Below are 18,784 nucleotides of genomic sequence, written 5' to 3' on the forward strand. Positions count from 1 at the left end.
GTATATATGGCATAGGAGGAAATGGAATGAATGAATTAAAATTAGGTATGATTGGTTGTGGAGTTCACGCGAAAGCAAATATTTTTTCAACCTTGCACATGCTAGGATACCAGATGCAGGCAGTTTGTGCGAGACATCGTGAACGGGCATTGGAGGCCGCAGAACGATTTGATATTCCAAATGCGTATGGAAGCTATCAAGAAATGTTAAATAAAGAAGAATTGGATGTAGCTTTTGTTATAACAGAAGCCTCAAGTCAAGCAGAAATTGTAAAAGAGTGTTTAAAAAAGGGCCTGCATGTATTTGTTGAGAAACCTCTTGGAATGAATAAACAGGAGGCACAAGAAGTTGCCGAGCTGGCTAAAATAGTACAGAAAAAAGTCATGGTAGGTTTTATGAAACGGTTTTCGCCATCATATCAGAATTTGAAGCAGATTATGAATAACAGAGATGAGTTCGGCACACCACTTTCGTTTATGGGGATGTTTGCAATTACATCTGGCAGACCTGGCTGGGATAATAATGTGTACACAAAGGTTGGTGGAATTCATTATGTAGATTTAATGCGAGATCTGTTTGGAGAATTGAAAGACATCCATGGATATACAAACAGTGTTGACGTGGAAGTGGATAATGTGTTTACAATGCGTTTCGACAGTGGAGTGATTGGAAGTATGTTTTTTGGGGGAATACCGGCGTGGAAAAGACATTGGGAAGAAATTTGTGTGACTGGCACAAAAGGTTTTGTTAAAGTCGATAACATGATGAGTGTTCGATATCATTTTGATAGACCCGTTGAAACAATAGGGGCACGCTGGAAGACGTTAGATGAAGCTGATGTTGTCCTTTCACCAGTTAATACTTCTAGTTCGGGAGGATGGCGTGATTTATATTTGAACGGATATGTTGGCGAATTGGAGCATTTTTTCGATTGTATCAGGAATGATAAAACACCTGTATGTGATGCAGAAGACAACGTAAAAACAATGGCCTTATGTGATGAAATAGTAGGGTGTCTAAAGGGAAACTAGATTCCTATGTATAAGAGTAAAAAAATAGGCGTGATAGGAAGTATTGCGTTGGATAACATATATAATGCGGAATCATTACCCAAAAAAGGAGAGCGTGTTTTTGGCAATTGGCTTGGAAGTTGTATTGGAGGTATGGCAGCTAATCAGGCTGTTGAAGCGGCCCGCTATAGTGCAGAGGTATACATATTAGGTTCTGTGGGGAATGATGAGGTGGGTCAAAGAATGTTGAGCTATTTTGAACAGAAGGGGTGTAATGTCGATTTATTAATAAAAAACCCAAATGTGCCTACTGGTCAGACATATATGTTCCTAGTTGATGGAAACAAAGATTATTTTAGTATTGTAAGTCTTGGTGCAAATAAGGTGGATTTGTCAGATGGAATAATAGATGGATTAAAGGGATTAGATGCAATCTTAATTTCACTGGAGATAAACCTTAATACTGTAAAAACAGTAATGGCGTATGCAAAAGAACATGGTATTTATATTTATCTATGTCCGTCGCCAGCAGAAAATAGTCTTCCTGAGTTGATAAATCAGGCAGATGCAATAATTGTAAATCGGCGGGAGGCACAGATGCTTCTTGGAATATATGGAAATACTTTGGAAGAAATAAAAAAGGAATTACTGCAGGTGGAAATTGGACGATGCAACATGCTTTTGATTTCTCTTGGAGAGGAAGGCGCTATACTGAAGGATGCAGATCAGGTTTATTACGCAGAAGGAATGAAGGTGGAAGTGATAGATTCAGTAGGAGCTGGTGATGCATTTACAGGAGCTTTTGTTACAAATCATGAGTTGGGGATGGATAGTTATAAAGCATTATGCTATGGATGTATTGCTGGAGGTCTTACGGTCTCTAATGTGGGGGCCCAGTCGTCAAATCATACAGCTGCAATAGTAGAAGAGATATACCAGGGATGTTACAGAAAATAAAAAGATAAAATAGGATTGGAAAGGAAGATACGATGATAAAGATAGGATGTATTTCTTGGTCGCATAGAAATGACTTTAGTAAAGGGGCAATGGATGTCTTTACGTGGATGGAACATTGTAAACAGGAGTGCAGACTTGATGGAGCAGAGATTTGGAACAACCATTTTGAAAGTCTGGAGGAAGATTATCTGCAAAAAATCAAGAAGAAATCAGAAGAATTAGGGTTACCAGTCTATTCTGTTGCCACGAAATGTATTTTTGGCGGTTTTAGCGATGAGGAGATTAAGAAAGCTAAGGATACAATGCGTGAATGGCTGAAAATAACGGATTATCTTGGGGCATCTATAATGAGGATTTCGATAGGGGGAGAAGGATTACGAGATGAGAAAAGGCAGGAGAAAGTATTTTTAAGTCTAAGTGAGGTGATACAGGAAGGGAAGTATCCGCATATTACAGTGGGAATTGAAAATCAGGAACCTGGAGTAGTTCAGAATGTATCAGATGTAAAGAAAATGAAGGCAGTTAGCGGCGGGCTTCTTAAAGTTGTTTTAGATAATGGAAGCTTCATTAAAAAAGGAGACTCCTATGGATTTATGGAGGAGGTTCTTCTTGATGCAGCTGTTGTACATGTGAAGTTTTTTGATATAAATGAAGATGGGAGTGATAAGATTTTAGATTATGCTAAGATTAAAGACATTTTAAAAAGTAAAGGTTACGATGGATATGTATCTATTGAATATGATAGTAATGAACCAGCTGTCAGAGATGTGCCTAAAATTGCTTCATATTTAAGAAAGGTGTTATTGGAGGTGGAATAGTTGGGAAATGAATTGGTGTATAGCAGGACAAATAAACTAGAGGAAATATTTCATGTAAAAAAACCGATTATTCCTACGCTGCACTTACTGTCCTTGCCGGGAGCTCCGTTCTATCATGGAGAATCTATGGACGAGATTCTGGAATATACGATGAAAGAAGTAGAGACACTTATTGAATGTGGAGTGGATGGATTTATCATAGAAAATCATGGAGACATACCTTTTGTGAAGCCGGATAAATTCGGATATGAAACGGTTGCTGCAATGGCATATCTTGGCGCTGAGATAGGGAAAAAGGTAAAGGCGTGTGGGTTGCCGATAGGGGTGAATTGCCTTGCTAATGCAGCCATCCCTGCACTTGCGATAGCAAAAGCTATTGGAGCCAAATTTGTACGAATAAATCAGTATGTGAATGCTTATGTTGCTAATGAAGGGTTTATGGAGGGGATGGCTGGTGAAGTGCTTCGTTACCGTTCAGCAATCAAAGGTGAGGATATATCAATCTTTGCGGATTCACATGTAAAACACGGAAGCCATGCTATTGTGGCTGACCGGTCTATTGAAGAACAGGCAAAAGATTCTTTGTTCTTTTGCGCAGATGTACTGATCTGTACTGGAAATAGGACGGGGGATGCGCCTACAGATGAGGAGATGAATAGTATAAAAGTAGATCCAGAGGTACCAGTTATAGTTGGCAGTGGAATTACTCCAGAAAATGCAGAACGGATTATGAAAGTTGCTGATGGAGGCATTGTAGCAAGTTATTTTAAAGAAGGTGGAGTATGGACAAACACTGTGGATCGTGATAGAACTATGCGTTTTATGCAAAAAATATTTGAGATTCGTGAAAAACTAGCATAAGAGATGGAGCTGAACATGGGAAAAATATTAAAGGATGGGATAACGTTTGATGATGTTCTATTAATACCAGGATATTCGGAAATACTACCTGCAGAAGTAGAATTGTCAACTTGTTTGACAAAAGAAATAAAATTGAATATACCATTAATGAGTTCAGGTATGGATACAGTGACAGAACATCGTATGGCAATTGCAATGGCCAGACAAGGTGGGATTGGAATTATTCATAAGAATATGGAAATATCACGTCAGGCAGAAGAGATTGACAAAGTGAAGCGCTCGGAAAATGGAGTGATTGCCAATCCATTTTATTTGTCTCCAGAACATACTTTAAAAGATGCCGAGGAGCTTATGAGCAAATATAAAATTTCAGGTGTACCTATCACACAAGGAGAAAAATTAGTAGGCATCATAACGAATCGAGATTTAAAGTTCGAAACAGATTACTCGCAGAAAATATCACAATGCATGACGAAGGAAGGATTGATTACTGCCAAAGAGGGTGTAACTCTTGAAGAAGCAAAAAAAATTCTGGGCAGGGCAAGAATTGAAAAGCTGCCAATTGTAGATGATCAATTTCGATTAAAAGGGTTGATTACCATTAAAGATATTGAAAAGGCAATTCGTTATCCTCTGTCGGCACGAGATCGTAAGGGGAGGTTACTGTGTGGAGCAGCAGTTGGAATCACGTCAAATGTTTTGGAGCGTGTTGAGTCCTTAGTAAATGCTCAAGTGGATGTTATCGTTGTAGATTCAGCACATGGACATACAGCGAATGTAATAAGGTGCATACGTTTAATTAAGGATGCATATCCTACACTTCCTATCATAGCAGGAAATGTAGTTACACAAGAAGCTGTAAAGACTCTGATAGAGGCGGGAGCAGACGCTGTAAAGGTAGGAATTGGTCCGGGATCAATTTGTACGACTAGAATTGTTGCAGGTATTGGAGTACCACAAATTACAGCGGTTATGGATTGCTATGAAATGGCTAAGAAATATGATATACCAGTTATTGCGGACGGCGGAATAAAGTATTCTGGAGATATTGTAAAAGCGTTGACAGCAGGTGCAAATGTATGTATGATGGGGAGCGTGCTGGCTGGATGTGATGAAAGCCCAGGAGAATTCGAATTATATCAGGGCAGAAAGTATAAGACTTATCGTGGAATGGGCTCAATCGCAGGAATGGAGAATGGCGGTAAGGATCGTTATTTTCAACAGAATGCAAAAAAGCTTGTGCCGGAAGGTGTTGAAGGGCGGGTTGCGTATAGAGGTATGTTAGAGGATACGGTATTTCAGCTTCTTGGAGGAATAAGGGCCGGAATGGGATATTGTGGTACTGCCACAATTCAAGAATTAAAAGAAAAGGGGCAGTTTGTTAAAATATCATCTGCGTCGTTAAAGGAAAGTCATCCACATGATATTTATGTGACTAAAGAGGCGCCAAACTATTATAGTACTGAACAGGATAGGTAGAATACGCGGATGAGGATGGGTTTAAAATCTGTCAAACACTGGAAATATTTGTAAAATTCAGCTACCATTTTAAAATAATCTTTGCTATAATGTTTTAAGTTATATTGCGCGCTACTTTTAGTTAATGATATGTTATATTTACCGGTAAGATTCTAAGATCGGGATATAGGTTCAGAAGTAGTAGAAGCTTTAAGCGGTATGAAAGGGATGGAGAAATGAATATTAATCCGGATTCAAAAGTTCCATTGTATTTACAATTAAAAGAATATATTTTAGAAAAAATAAAAAATAATGAATGGGCTGTTGGAGAGAAGCTTCCTACAGAGACAGAATTGCAGGATATGCTTGGGATTTCTAGAATTACGGTGAGACATGCGCTTGAACTTTTAGAGAATGAAGGGTACATCGTTAAAAAGCGGGCTAAGGGTACTTTTGTTGCTCCTCCCAAATTTTCATATCATTTACCGAAATTGACTAGCTTTTCGGAAGATATTATTCAAAAAAATTGTATACCCGGTTCAAAGACGAAAGTGTTAGAAGTGATAACGAATTCTGCTATTGCTAGTCATATGGGAGTAGCGGAAGTAACACCACTGATTCATTTAGTACGGTTAAGAACTGTAAATAATATTGTCATGAGTATGCATGACAGCTACTATAATTTAAATATACTTGATAGTAATATGATTATAAAAAGTATCACGTCGGGTTCTCTAAAGGAACAATTAGACGATCAAGCAATTTCTTTATATAGTATTTTAGAGAACGAGCACCATACAGTAATTGATTGTGCAGATGAATCTTTGAAAGCAATATCATGTCCGCCGGAAATTGCGGAGCAATTAGGGATTTCAGTAGATGACCCCTTACTCTATTTAGAACGTATGACATATACAAGGGATGGGGATGTCCTTGAATTTTCTAAGATGTATAATCGCGCAGATATATATAACTATACCATTCATTTAACTAGGTGATTATTTGAATAGAATATAAAAAGAGCGTATGATTAAGTGTTGAATGAACATTGTCTTATTACTGCAGGGCGGTATAGCTGAATTTCTATATTGTCCTGCTGTTGTTTATCTTATAAGACCTACTTCAAAGAGGATTTTTTATATTACCTGGATTCACAAAATCTAAAAGGTCGAGTGAATAAATAAAATGTATAAAATCTATTGACAATCAGTAAATTCAATGATATTATATTAAAGCAATTGACTGCCGAAGACAGCAGGTGCCGTAAGGCATAAGGTATGAACGCCTGCCGAGGAAGATCAGAATTCTTAATATGAATTTGTGAACTTTCGCGTTTTCGGACACGGAAGTTTTTTTAGTTTTGGCAGTACACGCACAAATAAAATAAGGAGGTGTACCAGAACGTGGCAAAAGTTGAATTAAAACAACCAATCGTTGAGGCAATTTCAGAAGAGATCAAAGACGCTCAGTCAGTCGTTCTTGTTGACTACCGTGGATTAACAGTAGCTCAGGATACTGAACTTCGTAAGCAGCTCAGAGAAGCAGGTGTGATTTACAAAGTTTACAAGAACACTATGATGAAGAGAGCTTTTGAAGGAACTGAATTCGAAGGACTTCAGGATTGCTTAGAAGGACCAAGCGCTATCGCTATTTCTAAGGATGACGCAACAGCACCTGCAAGAATTATCTGCAAGTTCGCTAAGACAGCAGACAAGCTTGAATTAAAAGGCGGTGTAGTTGAAGGTAATGTTTATGACGTAGCTGGATTGACAGAACTGTCCCAGATCCCGTCAAGAGAAGAATTACTTTCCAGATTGCTTGGAAGTATGCAGTCACCTATCACCAATTTTGCTCGTGTTATCAAGCAGATTGCAGAGAAGGACGGCGAGGCAGCTCCTGTAGAAGCAGCAGAAGAAGCTGTAGCAGAGGCTCCGGCAGCTGAAGCAGCAGAGACACCGGCTGAGTAAGAGGTGTGCAGGGTCTAAAGGGAAGTTCCCTTGAGAGCCCAGGTTTTAAGAAACTAAAATAAAAAAAGGATCAGAGAATCCGCAAATAATCTAAAATGGAGGATATTAAAATGGCTAAATTGACAACAGCTGAAATGATCGATGCGATCAAAGAGTTATCAGTATTAGAATTAAATGAATTAGTAAAAGCTTGTGAAGAAGAATTTGGTGTATCTGCAGCAGCAGGCGTTGTAGTTGCAGCAGCAGCTGGAGACGGAGCAGGCGCAGCAGAAGAGAAAGATGAGTTTGACGTAGAGTTAGTAGCAGCAGGTGCTTCTAAAGTTAAAGTTATCAAAGTTGTTCGTGAAGTAACAGGACTTGGATTAAAAGAAGCTAAAGAATTAGTAGACGGAGCTCCGAAGGTAATCAAGGAAGCTGTTTCTAAGGCAGAAGCTGAAGAACTGAAAGCTAAATTAGAGGAGCAGGGAGCAGAAGTTAACCTGAAATAATTCAGGCACTTTTGAACAAAGCGCGAATAAAAGTACTGTCGTTATGCGGCAGTACTTTTTTTAATACAGGAAACTCTATTTCCTATATTAAAAAAGCCCTCTAGGCGGAATACACACTTTGTTCAAGGAGAAAATGGCAGCAAGAGGCCGCGCTTAGGTGAGAGTTTCCAGACCGCTTCAGTCTTTGCGTTTTTTTCTGGGCGAACGTGCTGCAGGTTAAGGTTTTGTATAGATTTTGCAGGATTGGTTGACACCCCTCACCTTCGGCCCTATAATGCATATAACTATAAAGATGGAGCAGTGCGGGGCAGACATAAGCATCGGTGCAGAGGCAGGAGGTAGAAAGATGAAGGCGAATAATCGGATAGCAAAAGCGGTCGGTTTGTTGGTTTTATCTCTTCTGTTCACAGGAATCTTGATGGTAGGACAACGCTACGTAGGATTTCAGGACGATACATGCCCGGATGAGAGTTACATACAGTCAGAGGGAATCTGCATGCTGAGTGCAGATGATCAGTTGACAGACACTGCGATTTCAGAGCAGGAGCTTCACGTCTCCTATATATCATCGTTTTTAAGACACAGCACAGCACTCAGGATTTATGAGAGTCGGATCTGTGCTGAATCTATTTTGGCTGTTTTATTCAAAATAGCTGTTATTCCTTGTGCCATATTTATAATTTCCCTTTTTGCGCTAAGTGTAGATACATTTCTTAAAAAAGTGATTTGTGGTTTTCTACATTGGCAGGATGGGAAGAAAAGGCAGGCCCTTCTTTGCATAGAATAAATGAGCAGAGAGGAGCGTTGGCTTTATGAATATCATATTAGAGTCAGGTAAGAATTTTTTTAAGAAGCAGTCACCGGCGAGATTGATTACCCTGGGCTTTGCTTTTGTGATCCTGACAGGGGCGGTACTGCTAAAGCTGCCAATATCCGTCAGGGAAGGGGCGGAGGTGAGCTGGATCAATTCGCTGTTCACCTCGACCAGTGCAGTGTGTGTGACGGGATTGATTGCAATTGACACCGCAGAACATTTTACGGTATTTGGAAGGACTGTGGTCGCCATGCTGATACAGATCGGCGGACTGGGAGTAACATCCGTCGGTGTAGGAATCATACTGGCAGCCGGAAAAAGAGTTGGTTTTAAGGAACGTCTTCTGGTGAAGGAGGCAATGAACGTCAACGGAATCAAAGGGATGGTTCTACTGGTAAAATATGTACTTTGGATGACGCTGTGTTTTGAGACGGCAGGGGCGGTGCTGAGTTTCTTTGTATTCGTGCAGAAATATTCACCGCTGGACGCCTTGGGAATCAGTGTGTTCCATTCCATAGCAGCATTCAATAACTCGGGATTCGATATTCTTGGCGGTCTGACGAATCTGATTCCTTATCAGGATAATGTTCTTTTGAATCTGACGACCTGTGGATTGATCATTTTTGGAGGCTTGGGCTTCCTGGTAATCCTGGATGTGTTAAAGACCCGGTCTTTTAAGAGATTATGTCTGCACTCAAAGGCGGTCATCTTAACGAGTGCGGTTCTGATTGTGGCAGGTACGGTGCTTTTGAAGTGTACAGAGCAGATTACCTGGCTGGGAGCACTTTTTCAAAGTGTTTCCGCAAGAACAGCAGGATTTTCTACTTATCCGATTGGAAAATTCACCTCGGCAGGACTTTTCGTCCTGACGATCCTGATGTTCATCGGTGCTTCTCCGGGATCTACCGGAGGTGGTATCAAGACGAGTACGATGTTCGTACTTTTAAATGTAGTAAAAAGTACGGCGACCAATCAACATTGCAGTGCATTTAGGCGAAAAATACCGGACAAAGTAGTGTCCAAAGCATTTATGATTTCATTTCTTTCTCTGCTGGTGGTGTGTATTTCGACCTTGGTCATGTGTATCTTAGAACCGGATTATTCTTTTATGCAGCTGCTTTTTGAGTGCACGTCAGCATTTGGAACAGTTGGGCTGTCCACCGGGATAACACCTGATTTAAGCGTGGCAGGGAAGCTCGTGATTATCCTGACTATGTTTATCGGACGTCTCGGGACTCTCACGATTATTACGATGTGGAGCTTCAAGCAGCCGGCAAACGCAGTATTTACAGAGGAAAATATTACAATTGGGTAGGAGATGTTTATGATGTTAAAAGAGGAATTATCAGAAAGTTATGGTATTATAGGGTTAGGTAGATTTGGAACAGCACTGGCAAAGAAGCTGGCAGAGGCAGGCCGTGAAGTGATCGTGGTGGACCGGAATGAAAGCAAAGTGAAGGAACTGCGCAGCTATACGGATTTTGCTTATGTTGCAGATGAACTGACCAAGGAGGTCTTAGAGGAGATCGGGATTCAGAATTGCGATACGGTGGTCGTGTGTATCGGTGAGAAGATAGATACCAGTATCCTGGTCACATTGAATGTGGTAAATCTGGGAGTAAGACGGGTAATCGCGAAGGCAATCAGTAAAGACCAGGGGGAGGTCCTGGAGAAGATCGGTGCAGAGGTGGTATACCCGGAACGGGATATGGCTCTTAGGCTCGCTAAGAAAATGCTGGTCAGCAGTGTGATGGATTCTATTTCGCTGGATAATGATGTGGAGATTTCGGAAGTCATGGTTCCGGCAAAAATGGTCGGAAAGAGTGTGGAGGAAATTCGGTTGCGCCAAAGATTCGGTCTGAATATCATAGCAGTGGAACATGGAGGGAATACAGAAACGCAGATTGAGCCGGACTATGTATTCGACAGGGGAGATGTCCTTGTGGTCATCGGAAAATCTGAAAGTGTAAGTAAGTTTGAGGGAATTATTCTGGCATAATTCGGTTGGAAATATAGTTCGGCCAGAAGCAATGGAAAAAGGAGGAGTCGTTATGAGGAGAACGAAAATTATCTGTACACTGGGGCCTGCAACAGATGGAGAGGGAATTCTGGAGCAGCTTGTGAGGGATGGGATGGATGTGGCCCGGTTTAATTTTTCGCATGGTACACATGAGGAACAGAAGGCACGTCTGGATCGGCTCAAGGAAATCAGAGAGCGGCTGGACAGACCGATTGCGGCTCTCCTCGATACCAAGGGCCCGGAGATTCGTCTGGGCACATTCCAGGCACAAAAGGTGGAATTAAAGGAAGGACAGGACTTTTTTCTGACTGCCGAGGAGATGGAAGGAACAAGTGAAGGAGTATCGGTCACATACAAGGAGCTTTATCAGGATGTAAAGCCGGGGGACAGCATCCTGATCGATGATGGGCTGGTCGGACTGACGGTAGAGTGTGTGAAGGGTGAGACAGTCTATTGCAAAGTGGTCAATGGCGGTGTGATTTCGGATCATAAAGGAGTGAATCTGCCTGGCGTTGAGGTGAATATGCCATTCATCAGCCAGAAGGACCGGGAGGATATCCTGTTCGGAATCCAGGAGGGATTTGATTTTATAGCGGCTTCTTTTACAAGGAGTGCGGAAGATGTGAAGGAAATCAGAAAGATTCTGGATGAGAACGGCGGCCAATTTATCAATATTATTGCCAAGATAGAGAATCAGCAGGGAGTAGACCACATCGACAGTATCATTGAGGCGGCGGATGGAATCATGATCGCCAGAGGAGATATGGGGGTGGAGGTGCCTCTTGAGGATGTGCCTATCATTCAGAAATCGATTATTGGAAAGGTATACAACTCTGGGAAACAGGTGATCACGGCGACGCAGATGCTGGATTCTATGATGAAAAATCCTCGTCCGACAAGGGCGGAGACGACAGATGTTGCGAATGCAATCTACCAGGGGACGAGTGCAATCATGCTTTCAGGAGAAACGGCTGCTGGAAAATATCCGGTGGAGGCACTACGGACCATGGTGAAGATCGCGGTAAGGACGGAAAGTGATATTGATTATAACCAGTTGTTCAGTATCCGAAGTAAGGAGAGCAGGACAGATATGACGACTGCAATCTCACATGCCACCTGCATGACAGCAATTGATCTCTCGGCAAAAGCAATTATAACCGTAAGCCGCTCTGGACATACGGCGCGGATGATTTCTAAATACCGGCCGGGGTGTCTGATTGTAGGGTGTACGCCTGATCAGCATACTTTCCGGAAGCTGAATCTGTCATGGGGCGTGCAGCCGGTCATTATCCGGGAGGAGTACAGTATGGAGATTCTCTTGCTGCATGCGACAGAGGCAGCGGAGAAAAAGGGCTTTGTCAAGGAAGGCGAGATCGTGGTCCTGACAGCAGGGGTGCCTCTTGGAAAATCGGGGAACACAAACCTGTTAAAGACCACTTTGGTGGGAGAATATTAAGGAATATAAAAATAGGGCGGCAGATTCCGACGGAAGCGCAGGAATCTGCTGTTTTGCTTTTGAACAGCTGTTTTCAAAAGTTGTATATGTACAACTATAGCATGTTTGTTCACCAATTACAAAAAGTAAAAGTAGAGTTGTATATACATTTGTGGAAGACTCCGACTTGAATTTCGGCAAATTGTATTGTACAGTAAGAACAGGCTAAGAGATACATAATCTGTAGAAAATTCCGTAATCCATGCCCCTTGGACGGGGCGCAGAACAGGATCAGGGCTCTTGCCAAGGGAGTGTGTCTATGGCGGAAGAGAAAGCGAAATATGAAGAAATAGCGGATTGTATCATTGCAGAAGTAAAGAAGGGGAATCTAAAACCAGGAAGCAAGATCTATTCTGAACATGAATTGAGTTCTATGTTCAAGGTGAGCCGCCAGACAGCCAGACATGCAGTCTCGGTGCTTGAACAAAAGGGAATCGTAAGACGCATCCGGGGAAGCGGGACCTACATCAACGGGAAAGAGCCGGGAAAGGCTGGAAGAGCCGGCAGGACAATGCGGATCGCGGTCATGACGACTTATGTTGATGAATACATTTTTCCCAGTATGCTAAAAGAGATAGAGGGAAGATTGTCACGTGAAGGATATGCGCTCCAGATTGCATTTACGCACAACACAGTAGAAAAGGAACGCATGATTTTAAAAGGGTTTCTAAAAGAGGACAGTGTAGATGGGATTATTGCAGAACCTACCAAAAGCGGGCTGCCCAATCCCAATCTGGATATCTACAGAGAGCTTCAAAGGAAGATTCCGGTCCTCTTTCTGAACAGCTCATACCCAGACTTAGAGTCCGTGCATGTGAGCTTGAATGATTATCTGGCCGGGAAGATGGTGACAGAGCATCTGCTGCAGTGCGGACACCACAGAATCGCCGGGATTTTTAAGTCGGATGACGGGCAGGGACACAAACGGTATGCGGGATACGTAGATGCATTGATGGAGCGGGAGATGAAAGTGAAGGGGGAGAGGATCGCCTGGATCGATACCTGCGAACTGAAAGAGATGAAGGAAGATGCTGCTCGTTATTTGAGGCGTATTTCTGGATGTACAGCCTGTGTCTGCTACAATGATGAGGTGGCCAATTATCTGGTAGGAATCTGCAAGGAGGCGGGGATACGAATTCCAGAAGATCTGTCTATTGTGGGAATCGACAATTCAGATTTGGCGGGGCGATGTGAGATCCCGTTGACCTCGGCACAGAATCCGGTGAAAGATCTGGCAGGAATCGCCGCGGCGAAGATGCTGGAAATGTTGGAGGGGATAAAAGAAGAGGAAAGCGTGGAGCTGGAACCAGAGCTGGTAATCAGAAAGTCGGTACGTATCCTTACAGAACCGGAGGAGCTGCGTGTAATGTCCGTAGTCGAAACGGGAAAATAAAGTGTGATAGAAAAGAAAACGATAAATAAAATTCAAACAGGAGGGAAACACATGAGTGACTTAGGAAACGTAAAAAATGAGATTATTGAGGGACAGACAACATTGGGAATTGAGTTTGGATCTACAAGAATCAAGGCTGTTCTGATCGGAACCGATTTTACCCCGATCGCATCTGGAAGCCATGACTGGGAGAACCGTTATGATAATGGTATCTGGACCTATTCTCTGGAGGATGTCTGGGCGGGGCTTCAGGACTGTTACCGCAAGATGGCAGAGGATGTAAAGGAAAAGTACGGTGTGACATTAAAGCGGACAAAGTCCATGGGATTCAGTGCGATGATGCATGGATATCTGGCATTTGATAAAGAAGCAAATCTGCTTGTTCCATTTAGAACCTGGAGGAATACCATCACAGGTGAGGCAGCAGCCAAACTGACTGAACTGTTCCAGTACAATATTCCGCAGCGTTGGAGCATTGCACATCTGTATCAGGCCATCCTTAATGGCGAAGAGCATGTGAAGAACCTGGATTTCTTTACCACATTATCAGGATACATCCACTGGCGTCTGACCGGAAAGAAGGTTCTTGGAATCGGTGATGCAGCAGGTATGTTCCCGATTGATACCAAGAAAAAGGATTTCCAGGCAGGTATGCTAAGGCAGTTCGACGAATTAGTGGCAGATAAGGGATATCCATGGAAAGTAAAGGATCTGCTTCCTCAGGTGCTTGTGGCAGGAGAGGATGCCGGATGCCTGACAGAAGAGGGGGCAAGGCTCCTTGATCCATCCGGGGAACTAGAAGCAGGAATTCCGGTATGTGCTCCAGAGGGAGATGCGGGAACTGGTATGGCTGCAACGAATAGTGTGGCTGTACGTACAGGAAATGTCTCTGCGGGGACATCTGTATTTGCCATGATCGTATTGGAAAAGGAACTTTCTAAGGTGTATACAGAGATTGATATGGTTACTACGCCATCCGGGGATCTGGTTGCCATGTCTCATGCGAATAACTGTACCTCAGACCTCAATGCATGGGTGGGACTATTCAAGGAATTTGCAGAGTCCTTCGGTATGGAAGTGGATATGAACAAGTTGTTCTCCGTTCTATACAACAAAGCTCTTGAGGGAGATGCAGAGTGTGACGGTCTGTTATCCTATGGATATTATTCAGGAGAAAATATCATCGAATTGGATGAGGGACGTCCGCTGTTCGTGCGTACACCAGAAAGTAAGTTTAACCTGGCAAACTTCATGAGGGTTCACTTATTTGCAGCACTCGGTGCACTGAAGGTCGGGATGGACATCCTCACAAAAGAAGAAAATATTAAGATCGATAAGATTTTAGGACACGGCGGTCTGTTCAAGACGAAGGGGGTAGGACAGCGCATCATGGCGGCAGCTATGAATGCACCGGTATCAGTCATGGAGACCGCAGGAGAAGGCGGCGCATGGGGAATCGCTCTTCTGGCCGCTTATATGGCAGGAAAAGAGGAAGGGGAGACACTGGATCATTATCTGTCCGAAAAAGTATTTGCCGGAAATGAAGGGACGAAGATGGAACCGGACGAGAAGGATGTGGAAGGATTTGAAATCTTCACAGAGAGATATAAGAAGGGGCTGGAGATTGAGCGTTCAGCAGTTATGAACCTAAAATAAGCGGGGATTGGGCAGAAACAGGTATAACAAGAACTTATATGCCAGGAACAACAATTGCCGAACATATATAAGAACGAGGAGGAAACAAAAATGTTAGAGAAATTAAAACAGGAAGTATATGAAGCCAACATGCTGCTCCCCAAATATGGATTAGTTACCTTTACCTGGGGAAATGTCAGCGGATTCGATAAAGAATCCAAACTTTTTGTCATCAAGCCAAGCGGCGTAGAATACGACAGGCTGACACCGGAAGACATGGTAGTAGTAGACCTGGAAGGAAATAAAGTGGAAGGAAGATATAACCCATCTTCCGATACAGCGACCCACGTAGAGCTCTACAAAGCGTTCCCGGAAATCGGCGGAATCGTACATACCCACTCATCCTGGGCAACAAGCTGGGCACAGGCAGGAAGAGGAATTCCATGCTACGGAACCACACAGGCAGATTACATGTACGGAGAAATCCCATGTGTAAGAAATCTGACAAAAGAAGAAATTGACGAAGCTTACGAAAAAAACACAGGAGTTTTAATTGTAGACTATTTTAAGGATAAAGACTATGTTGCAGTACCGGCAGTACTCTGCAAGAACCATGGACCGTTTACCTGGGGCAAAGACGCCCATGAGGCGGTACATAACGCAGTCGTACTGGAAGAAGTGGCTAAAATGGCGGCTCGCACAGAAATGATCAATCCGCAGGTACAGCCAGCTCCACAGGAACTGCAGGACAAACACTATTATAGAAAACATGGGGCAAACGCTTATTACGGACAATAATGATAAACGATTCTGAAAACGGAGGGCAAAGGGGCCTGACCCCTCTGCAAGGGGGTCAGGCCCTTTTGCACTCCAATATCTGAATATTCACAAAATTAAGGAGGATTTTATAATGCAGCAGAAACAGTACAAATTTTGGTTTTGCACAGGATCACAGGATTTATATGGGGACGAATGTCTCGCTCATGTGGCAGAGCATTCCCGCAAGATCGTAGAGGCTTTTAATGCTTCCGGGATTCTTCCATATGAAGTGGTATGGAAACCGACCCTGATTACGAATGAACTGATCAGAAAGACTTTCAACGAGGCGAATACAGATGAGACCTGCGCAGGTGTGATCACATGGATGCACACATTCTCTCCTGCGAAGTCCTGGATTCTTGGTCTGCAGGAATACAGAAAGCCGCTTCTCCACCTGCACACACAGTTCAATCAGGAGATTCCGTATGATACAATCGACATGGACTTTATGAATGAGAACCAGTCTGCCCATGGTGACAGGGAATACGGCCACATCTTCAGCCGCCTTGGCATGGAGAGAAAGGTAGTTGTAGGCTTCTGGGGCGACCCGGCAGTTCAGGCGAAAATCGGTTCCTGGATGCGCACCGCTGTCGGCGTGATCGAGAGCAGCCACATCCGCGTTATGCGTATCTCAGATAATATGAGAAATGTTGCCGTTACAGAGGGTGATAAAGTAGAGGCTCAGATCAAGTTCGGCTGGGAAGTTGATGCTTACCCGGTAAATGAGATTGCAGAGGCGGTAGCTCAGGTGTCACAGGGTGACATTGATACATTGGTAGAGGAATATTATGATAAATATGAGATCCTTCTGGAAGGAAGAGAGGAAAAGGAATTCAGAGAGCATGTAGCTGTTCAGGCTGGAATCGAGATTGGATTTGAGAGATTCCTGACAGAGAAAAACTATCAGGCGATTGTCACACATTTTGGTGATCTTGGCAGTCTCAAACAGCTTCCGGGCCTCGCAATCCAGAGACTGATGGAAAAGGGTTACGGTTTCGGCGGCGAGGGCGACTGGAAAACAGCAGCTATGGTCCGCGTGATGAAGATCATGACAGAAGGCATGAAGGATGCGAAGGGAACTTCTTTCATGGAAGACTATACCTATAATCTGGTTCCTGGAAAAGAAGGAATCCTTCAGGCTCATATGCTGGAGGTCTGCCCATCTATCGCAGATGGTCCGATCAGCATTAAAGAGCAGCCGTTGAGCATGGGGGACAGAGAAGATCCGGCACGTCTTGTATTTACAGCAAAAGAAGGCCCGGCTATTGCAACCTCACTGATTGACCTGGGAGATAGATTCCGTCTGATCATCAACGATGTGGACTGCAAGAAGACAGAGAAACCGATGCCGAAGCTTCCAGTTGCAACAGCATTCTGGACACCGCAGCCAGATCTTAAGACAGGTGCAGAGGCATGGATCCTGGCAGGCGGGGCACACCACACTGCATTTTCCTATGACCTCACAGCAGAGCAGATGGGTGACTGGGCAGCAGCTATGGGAATCGAGGCCGTTTATATTGATAAAGATACAACCATCCGTCAGTTCAAGAATGAATTACTCTGGAATTCAGTAGCATTTAGAAAGTAAAAATAAATGATTAGAAAATAGACTGCTGTGTACACCAGAAGGGGACAGCAACAAAGCAGCCCGGCAGATACAGAAAAATCTGACTGCCGGGCTGTTTTTTTCTGCCTTCCATGCTATACTGTTAAAAGAAGTAGTTATCAGGGGGACAATAGAAATGCCAACTTTAGATGCAATAGAACTGACAAAACAGCTTGTGCAGATTGAAAGTACGAATCCTGGAACGTATGAGAAAGAAATCTGTGATTTTATTTTTCATTATTTAAAAGAAGCAGGAGTGGAACCGGAACTTTCAGAAGTCGAGAACGGACGATGCAATATCCGGGCCATGATAGCAGCCTCGGAATCAAAGTCCGACTGCGGGCAGCCTTCATATCAGAAAAAGCATCCTGGACAGGAACATCATCTCGTACAGGAGCAGCATCCTGCCCTTGTCTTTATCTGTCATATGGATACAGTAGTTGTGGGTGCAGGCTGGGACGAGAATGCATTTTCAGGCGAGATCAGAGACGGCAGGCTCTATGGAAGAGGTGCCTGTGATATGAAGTCCGGTCTTGCGTGTGCGCTGAGTGTTTTTGCCGAGACGGCCGTGAAGGTAAAGGACGGCGGGCTGCAGTTAGAAGCGCCGCTTGTCTTCATCGGGACAGTGGATGAAGAGGGCGATATGAAAGGGGTCGAGAAAGCGATCGATGATCAGTGGGTTACGGCAGAGGACTGGGTTCTGGACATGGAGCCGACGGACGGCCAGATTCAGATGTCGCACAAGGGCCGTACCTGGTTTGAGTTAGAAGTTCAGGGCGTGACTGCACATGCGAGCATGCCGGAAAAAGGAGCGGATGCAATCGCGGGCATGGCATACATGCTTACTTATATAAGAAGAAACATAAAGGAATGTCCAGTACATGCGGAATTGGGCCGTTCCACTGCCACCTTCGGGCAGATTCAGGGAGGATACAGCCCCTATGTGGTTCCTGATTGCTGTACTGCTACGATAGACATGCGTCTGGTTCCGCCCATGGATACGCAAAAGGCAGCACAGCTCGTAAGAGAAGCAATCCAATATGGAGAACAGAATGTACCGGGGGTACATGGAAGCTGCCGGATTACCGGAGACAGACCGAGTGTAGAGACGCATCCAGAATCTTTCCTTTTAAGAGAACTAAAAAAAGCGGTGGAAGAGACGACAAAAGCTGCACCTCCGGTCACTGCATTTCCGGGTTACACAGATACCGCTGTAATCGCTGGAAAGCTTGGGAATCCGAACTGTATGTCCTACGGACCAGGCAGCTTAAAACAGGCCCACAAGCCCAATGAATTCGTTATTACCACAGAAATCGACAGATGTCAAGAGGTTTTTCGGAAATTAGTAAGAAATATGTTGACAGGCCCAAGAGCTTTGTGATATAGTAAAAAATGCGCTATTGTGGAAAGGTATGCCATAACAGTGAGCTTTTTTGCTGTCAC

17 protein-coding genes and 1 other annotated feature are annotated in these 18,784 nt (G+C 43.6%); all 17 genes read left to right on the top strand.

The genetic code is table 11. The annotated features are described in order from the left end of the window. The first annotated feature begins 26 nt into the window (after positions 1 to 26). Positions 27 to 1,031: a Gfo/Idh/MocA family protein gene (locus HGO97_RS00180; protein WP_216238243.1), complete on the top strand. Its 1,005-nt coding sequence runs from the start codon at positions 27 to 29 to the stop codon at positions 1,029 to 1,031. A gap of 6 nt (positions 1,032 to 1,037) precedes the next feature. After that, positions 1,038 to 1,967 (top strand): PfkB family carbohydrate kinase, encoded by a 930-nt coding sequence (locus HGO97_RS00185; protein WP_216238244.1) that lies wholly within the window; start codon positions 1,038 to 1,040, stop codon positions 1,965 to 1,967. Between the two features lie 32 nt (positions 1,968 to 1,999). After that, complete coding sequence (locus HGO97_RS00190; protein ID WP_216238245.1) at positions 2,000 to 2,785, top strand: sugar phosphate isomerase/epimerase family protein; 786 nt, start codon at positions 2,000 to 2,002, stop codon at positions 2,783 to 2,785. Further along, on the top strand, positions 2,786 to 3,646 hold the full coding sequence (locus tag HGO97_RS00195) for a BtpA/SgcQ family protein (RefSeq protein ID WP_216238246.1): 861 nt from the start codon (positions 2,786 to 2,788) through the stop codon (positions 3,644 to 3,646). Positions 3,647 to 3,661: 15 nt separating this feature from the next. Further along, complete coding sequence (gene guaB, locus HGO97_RS00200) at positions 3,662 to 5,125, top strand: IMP dehydrogenase (RefSeq protein WP_216238248.1); 1,464 nt, start codon at positions 3,662 to 3,664, stop codon at positions 5,123 to 5,125. Between the two features lie 215 nt (positions 5,126 to 5,340). After that, a complete protein-coding gene (locus HGO97_RS00205) occupies positions 5,341 to 6,102 on the top strand; it encodes a GntR family transcriptional regulator (RefSeq protein WP_216238250.1) in 762 nt (253 codons plus the stop codon). Positions 6,103 to 6,331: 229 nt separating this feature from the next. Next, positions 6,332 to 6,468 (top strand) — a sequence feature (ribosomal protein L10 leader region). Positions 6,469 to 6,507: 39 nt separating this feature from the next. Continuing rightward, a complete protein-coding gene (rplJ, locus tag HGO97_RS00210; protein ID WP_216238251.1) occupies positions 6,508 to 7,071 on the top strand; it encodes a 50S ribosomal protein L10 in 564 nt (187 codons plus the stop codon). 110 nt (positions 7,072 to 7,181) lie between these two features. Then, positions 7,182 to 7,559, top strand: a complete 378-nt coding sequence (rplL, locus tag HGO97_RS00215; RefSeq protein ID WP_216238253.1) for a 50S ribosomal protein L7/L12 — start codon at positions 7,182 to 7,184, stop codon at positions 7,557 to 7,559. 346 nt (positions 7,560 to 7,905) lie between these two features. Continuing rightward, positions 7,906 to 8,346: a hypothetical protein gene (locus tag HGO97_RS00220; protein ID WP_216238255.1), complete on the top strand. Its 441-nt coding sequence runs from the start codon at positions 7,906 to 7,908 to the stop codon at positions 8,344 to 8,346. Positions 8,347 to 8,371: 25 nt separating this feature from the next. Continuing rightward, a complete protein-coding gene (locus tag HGO97_RS00225) occupies positions 8,372 to 9,688 on the top strand; it encodes a TrkH family potassium uptake protein (protein ID WP_216238257.1) in 1,317 nt (438 codons plus the stop codon). Positions 9,689 to 9,697: 9 nt separating this feature from the next. Then, positions 9,698 to 10,372, top strand: coding sequence for a potassium channel family protein (locus HGO97_RS00230; protein ID WP_330641376.1), 675 nt, complete (start codon positions 9,698 to 9,700; stop codon positions 10,370 to 10,372). A gap of 52 nt (positions 10,373 to 10,424) precedes the next feature. Beyond that, positions 10,425 to 11,849: a pyruvate kinase gene (pyk, locus tag HGO97_RS00235; protein ID WP_216238259.1), complete on the top strand. Its 1,425-nt coding sequence runs from the start codon at positions 10,425 to 10,427 to the stop codon at positions 11,847 to 11,849. Positions 11,850 to 12,147: 298 nt separating this feature from the next. Further along, positions 12,148 to 13,281, top strand: coding sequence for a GntR family transcriptional regulator (locus HGO97_RS00240; protein WP_216238260.1), 1,134 nt, complete (start codon positions 12,148 to 12,150; stop codon positions 13,279 to 13,281). Positions 13,282 to 13,332: 51 nt separating this feature from the next. After that, the gene (locus HGO97_RS00245) at positions 13,333 to 14,937 is read left to right on the top strand and encodes a xylulokinase (protein WP_216238262.1); all 1,605 of its coding nucleotides are present in this window, start codon (positions 13,333 to 13,335) and stop codon (positions 14,935 to 14,937) included. A 90-nt stretch (positions 14,938 to 15,027) separates the two neighbouring features. Beyond that, positions 15,028 to 15,714: an L-ribulose-5-phosphate 4-epimerase gene (locus tag HGO97_RS00250; RefSeq protein WP_216238265.1), complete on the top strand. Its 687-nt coding sequence runs from the start codon at positions 15,028 to 15,030 to the stop codon at positions 15,712 to 15,714. A gap of 112 nt (positions 15,715 to 15,826) precedes the next feature. Then, positions 15,827 to 17,323: an L-arabinose isomerase gene (araA, locus tag HGO97_RS00255; RefSeq protein ID WP_216238267.1), complete on the top strand. Its 1,497-nt coding sequence runs from the start codon at positions 15,827 to 15,829 to the stop codon at positions 17,321 to 17,323. Positions 17,324 to 17,477: 154 nt separating this feature from the next. Further along, positions 17,478 to 18,722 carry a M20 family metallopeptidase gene (locus tag HGO97_RS00260; protein ID WP_216238277.1) on the top strand — a complete coding sequence of 415 codons (1,245 nt, stop codon included), beginning with the start codon at positions 17,478 to 17,480 and terminating at the stop codon, positions 18,720 to 18,722. The last annotated feature ends 62 nt before the right edge of the window (positions 18,723 to 18,784 follow it).

Source organism: Faecalicatena faecalis (genome assembly GCF_012524165.2).
GTDB classification, from domain to species: domain Bacteria; phylum Bacillota; class Clostridia; order Lachnospirales; family Lachnospiraceae; genus Faecalicatena_A; species Faecalicatena_A faecalis.

Excerpts from the sequence above, each read along its gene's own strand:
- HGO97_RS00190 (WP_216238245.1), top strand. The coding sequence starts at position 2,000 with ATGATAAAGATAGGATGTATTTCTTGGTCGCATAGAAATGACTTTAGT.
- HGO97_RS00180 (WP_216238243.1), top strand. The coding sequence starts at position 27 with ATGAATGAATTAAAATTAGGTATGATTGGTTGTGGAGTTCACGCGAAA.
- HGO97_RS00185 (WP_216238244.1), top strand. The coding sequence starts at position 1,038 with ATGTATAAGAGTAAAAAAATAGGCGTGATAGGAAGTATTGCGTTGGAT.
- rplL (WP_216238253.1), top strand. The coding sequence starts at position 7,182 with ATGGCTAAATTGACAACAGCTGAAATGATCGATGCGATCAAAGAGTTA.
- HGO97_RS00220 (WP_216238255.1), top strand. The coding sequence starts at position 7,906 with ATGAAGGCGAATAATCGGATAGCAAAAGCGGTCGGTTTGTTGGTTTTA.
- guaB (WP_216238248.1), top strand. The coding sequence starts at position 3,662 with ATGGGAAAAATATTAAAGGATGGGATAACGTTTGATGATGTTCTATTA.
- HGO97_RS00230 (WP_330641376.1), top strand. The coding sequence starts at position 9,698 with ATGATGTTAAAAGAGGAATTATCAGAAAGTTATGGTATTATAGGGTTA.
- HGO97_RS00205 (WP_216238250.1), top strand. The coding sequence starts at position 5,341 with ATGAATATTAATCCGGATTCAAAAGTTCCATTGTATTTACAATTAAAA.
- HGO97_RS00240 (WP_216238260.1), top strand. The coding sequence starts at position 12,148 with ATGGCGGAAGAGAAAGCGAAATATGAAGAAATAGCGGATTGTATCATT.
- HGO97_RS00225 (WP_216238257.1), top strand. The coding sequence starts at position 8,372 with ATGAATATCATATTAGAGTCAGGTAAGAATTTTTTTAAGAAGCAGTCA.
- pyk (WP_216238259.1), top strand. The coding sequence starts at position 10,425 with ATGAGGAGAACGAAAATTATCTGTACACTGGGGCCTGCAACAGATGGA.
- HGO97_RS00245 (WP_216238262.1), top strand. The coding sequence starts at position 13,333 with ATGAGTGACTTAGGAAACGTAAAAAATGAGATTATTGAGGGACAGACA.
- HGO97_RS00250 (WP_216238265.1), top strand. The coding sequence starts at position 15,028 with ATGTTAGAGAAATTAAAACAGGAAGTATATGAAGCCAACATGCTGCTC.
- araA (WP_216238267.1), top strand. The coding sequence starts at position 15,827 with ATGCAGCAGAAACAGTACAAATTTTGGTTTTGCACAGGATCACAGGAT.
- HGO97_RS00260 (WP_216238277.1), top strand. The coding sequence starts at position 17,478 with ATGCCAACTTTAGATGCAATAGAACTGACAAAACAGCTTGTGCAGATT.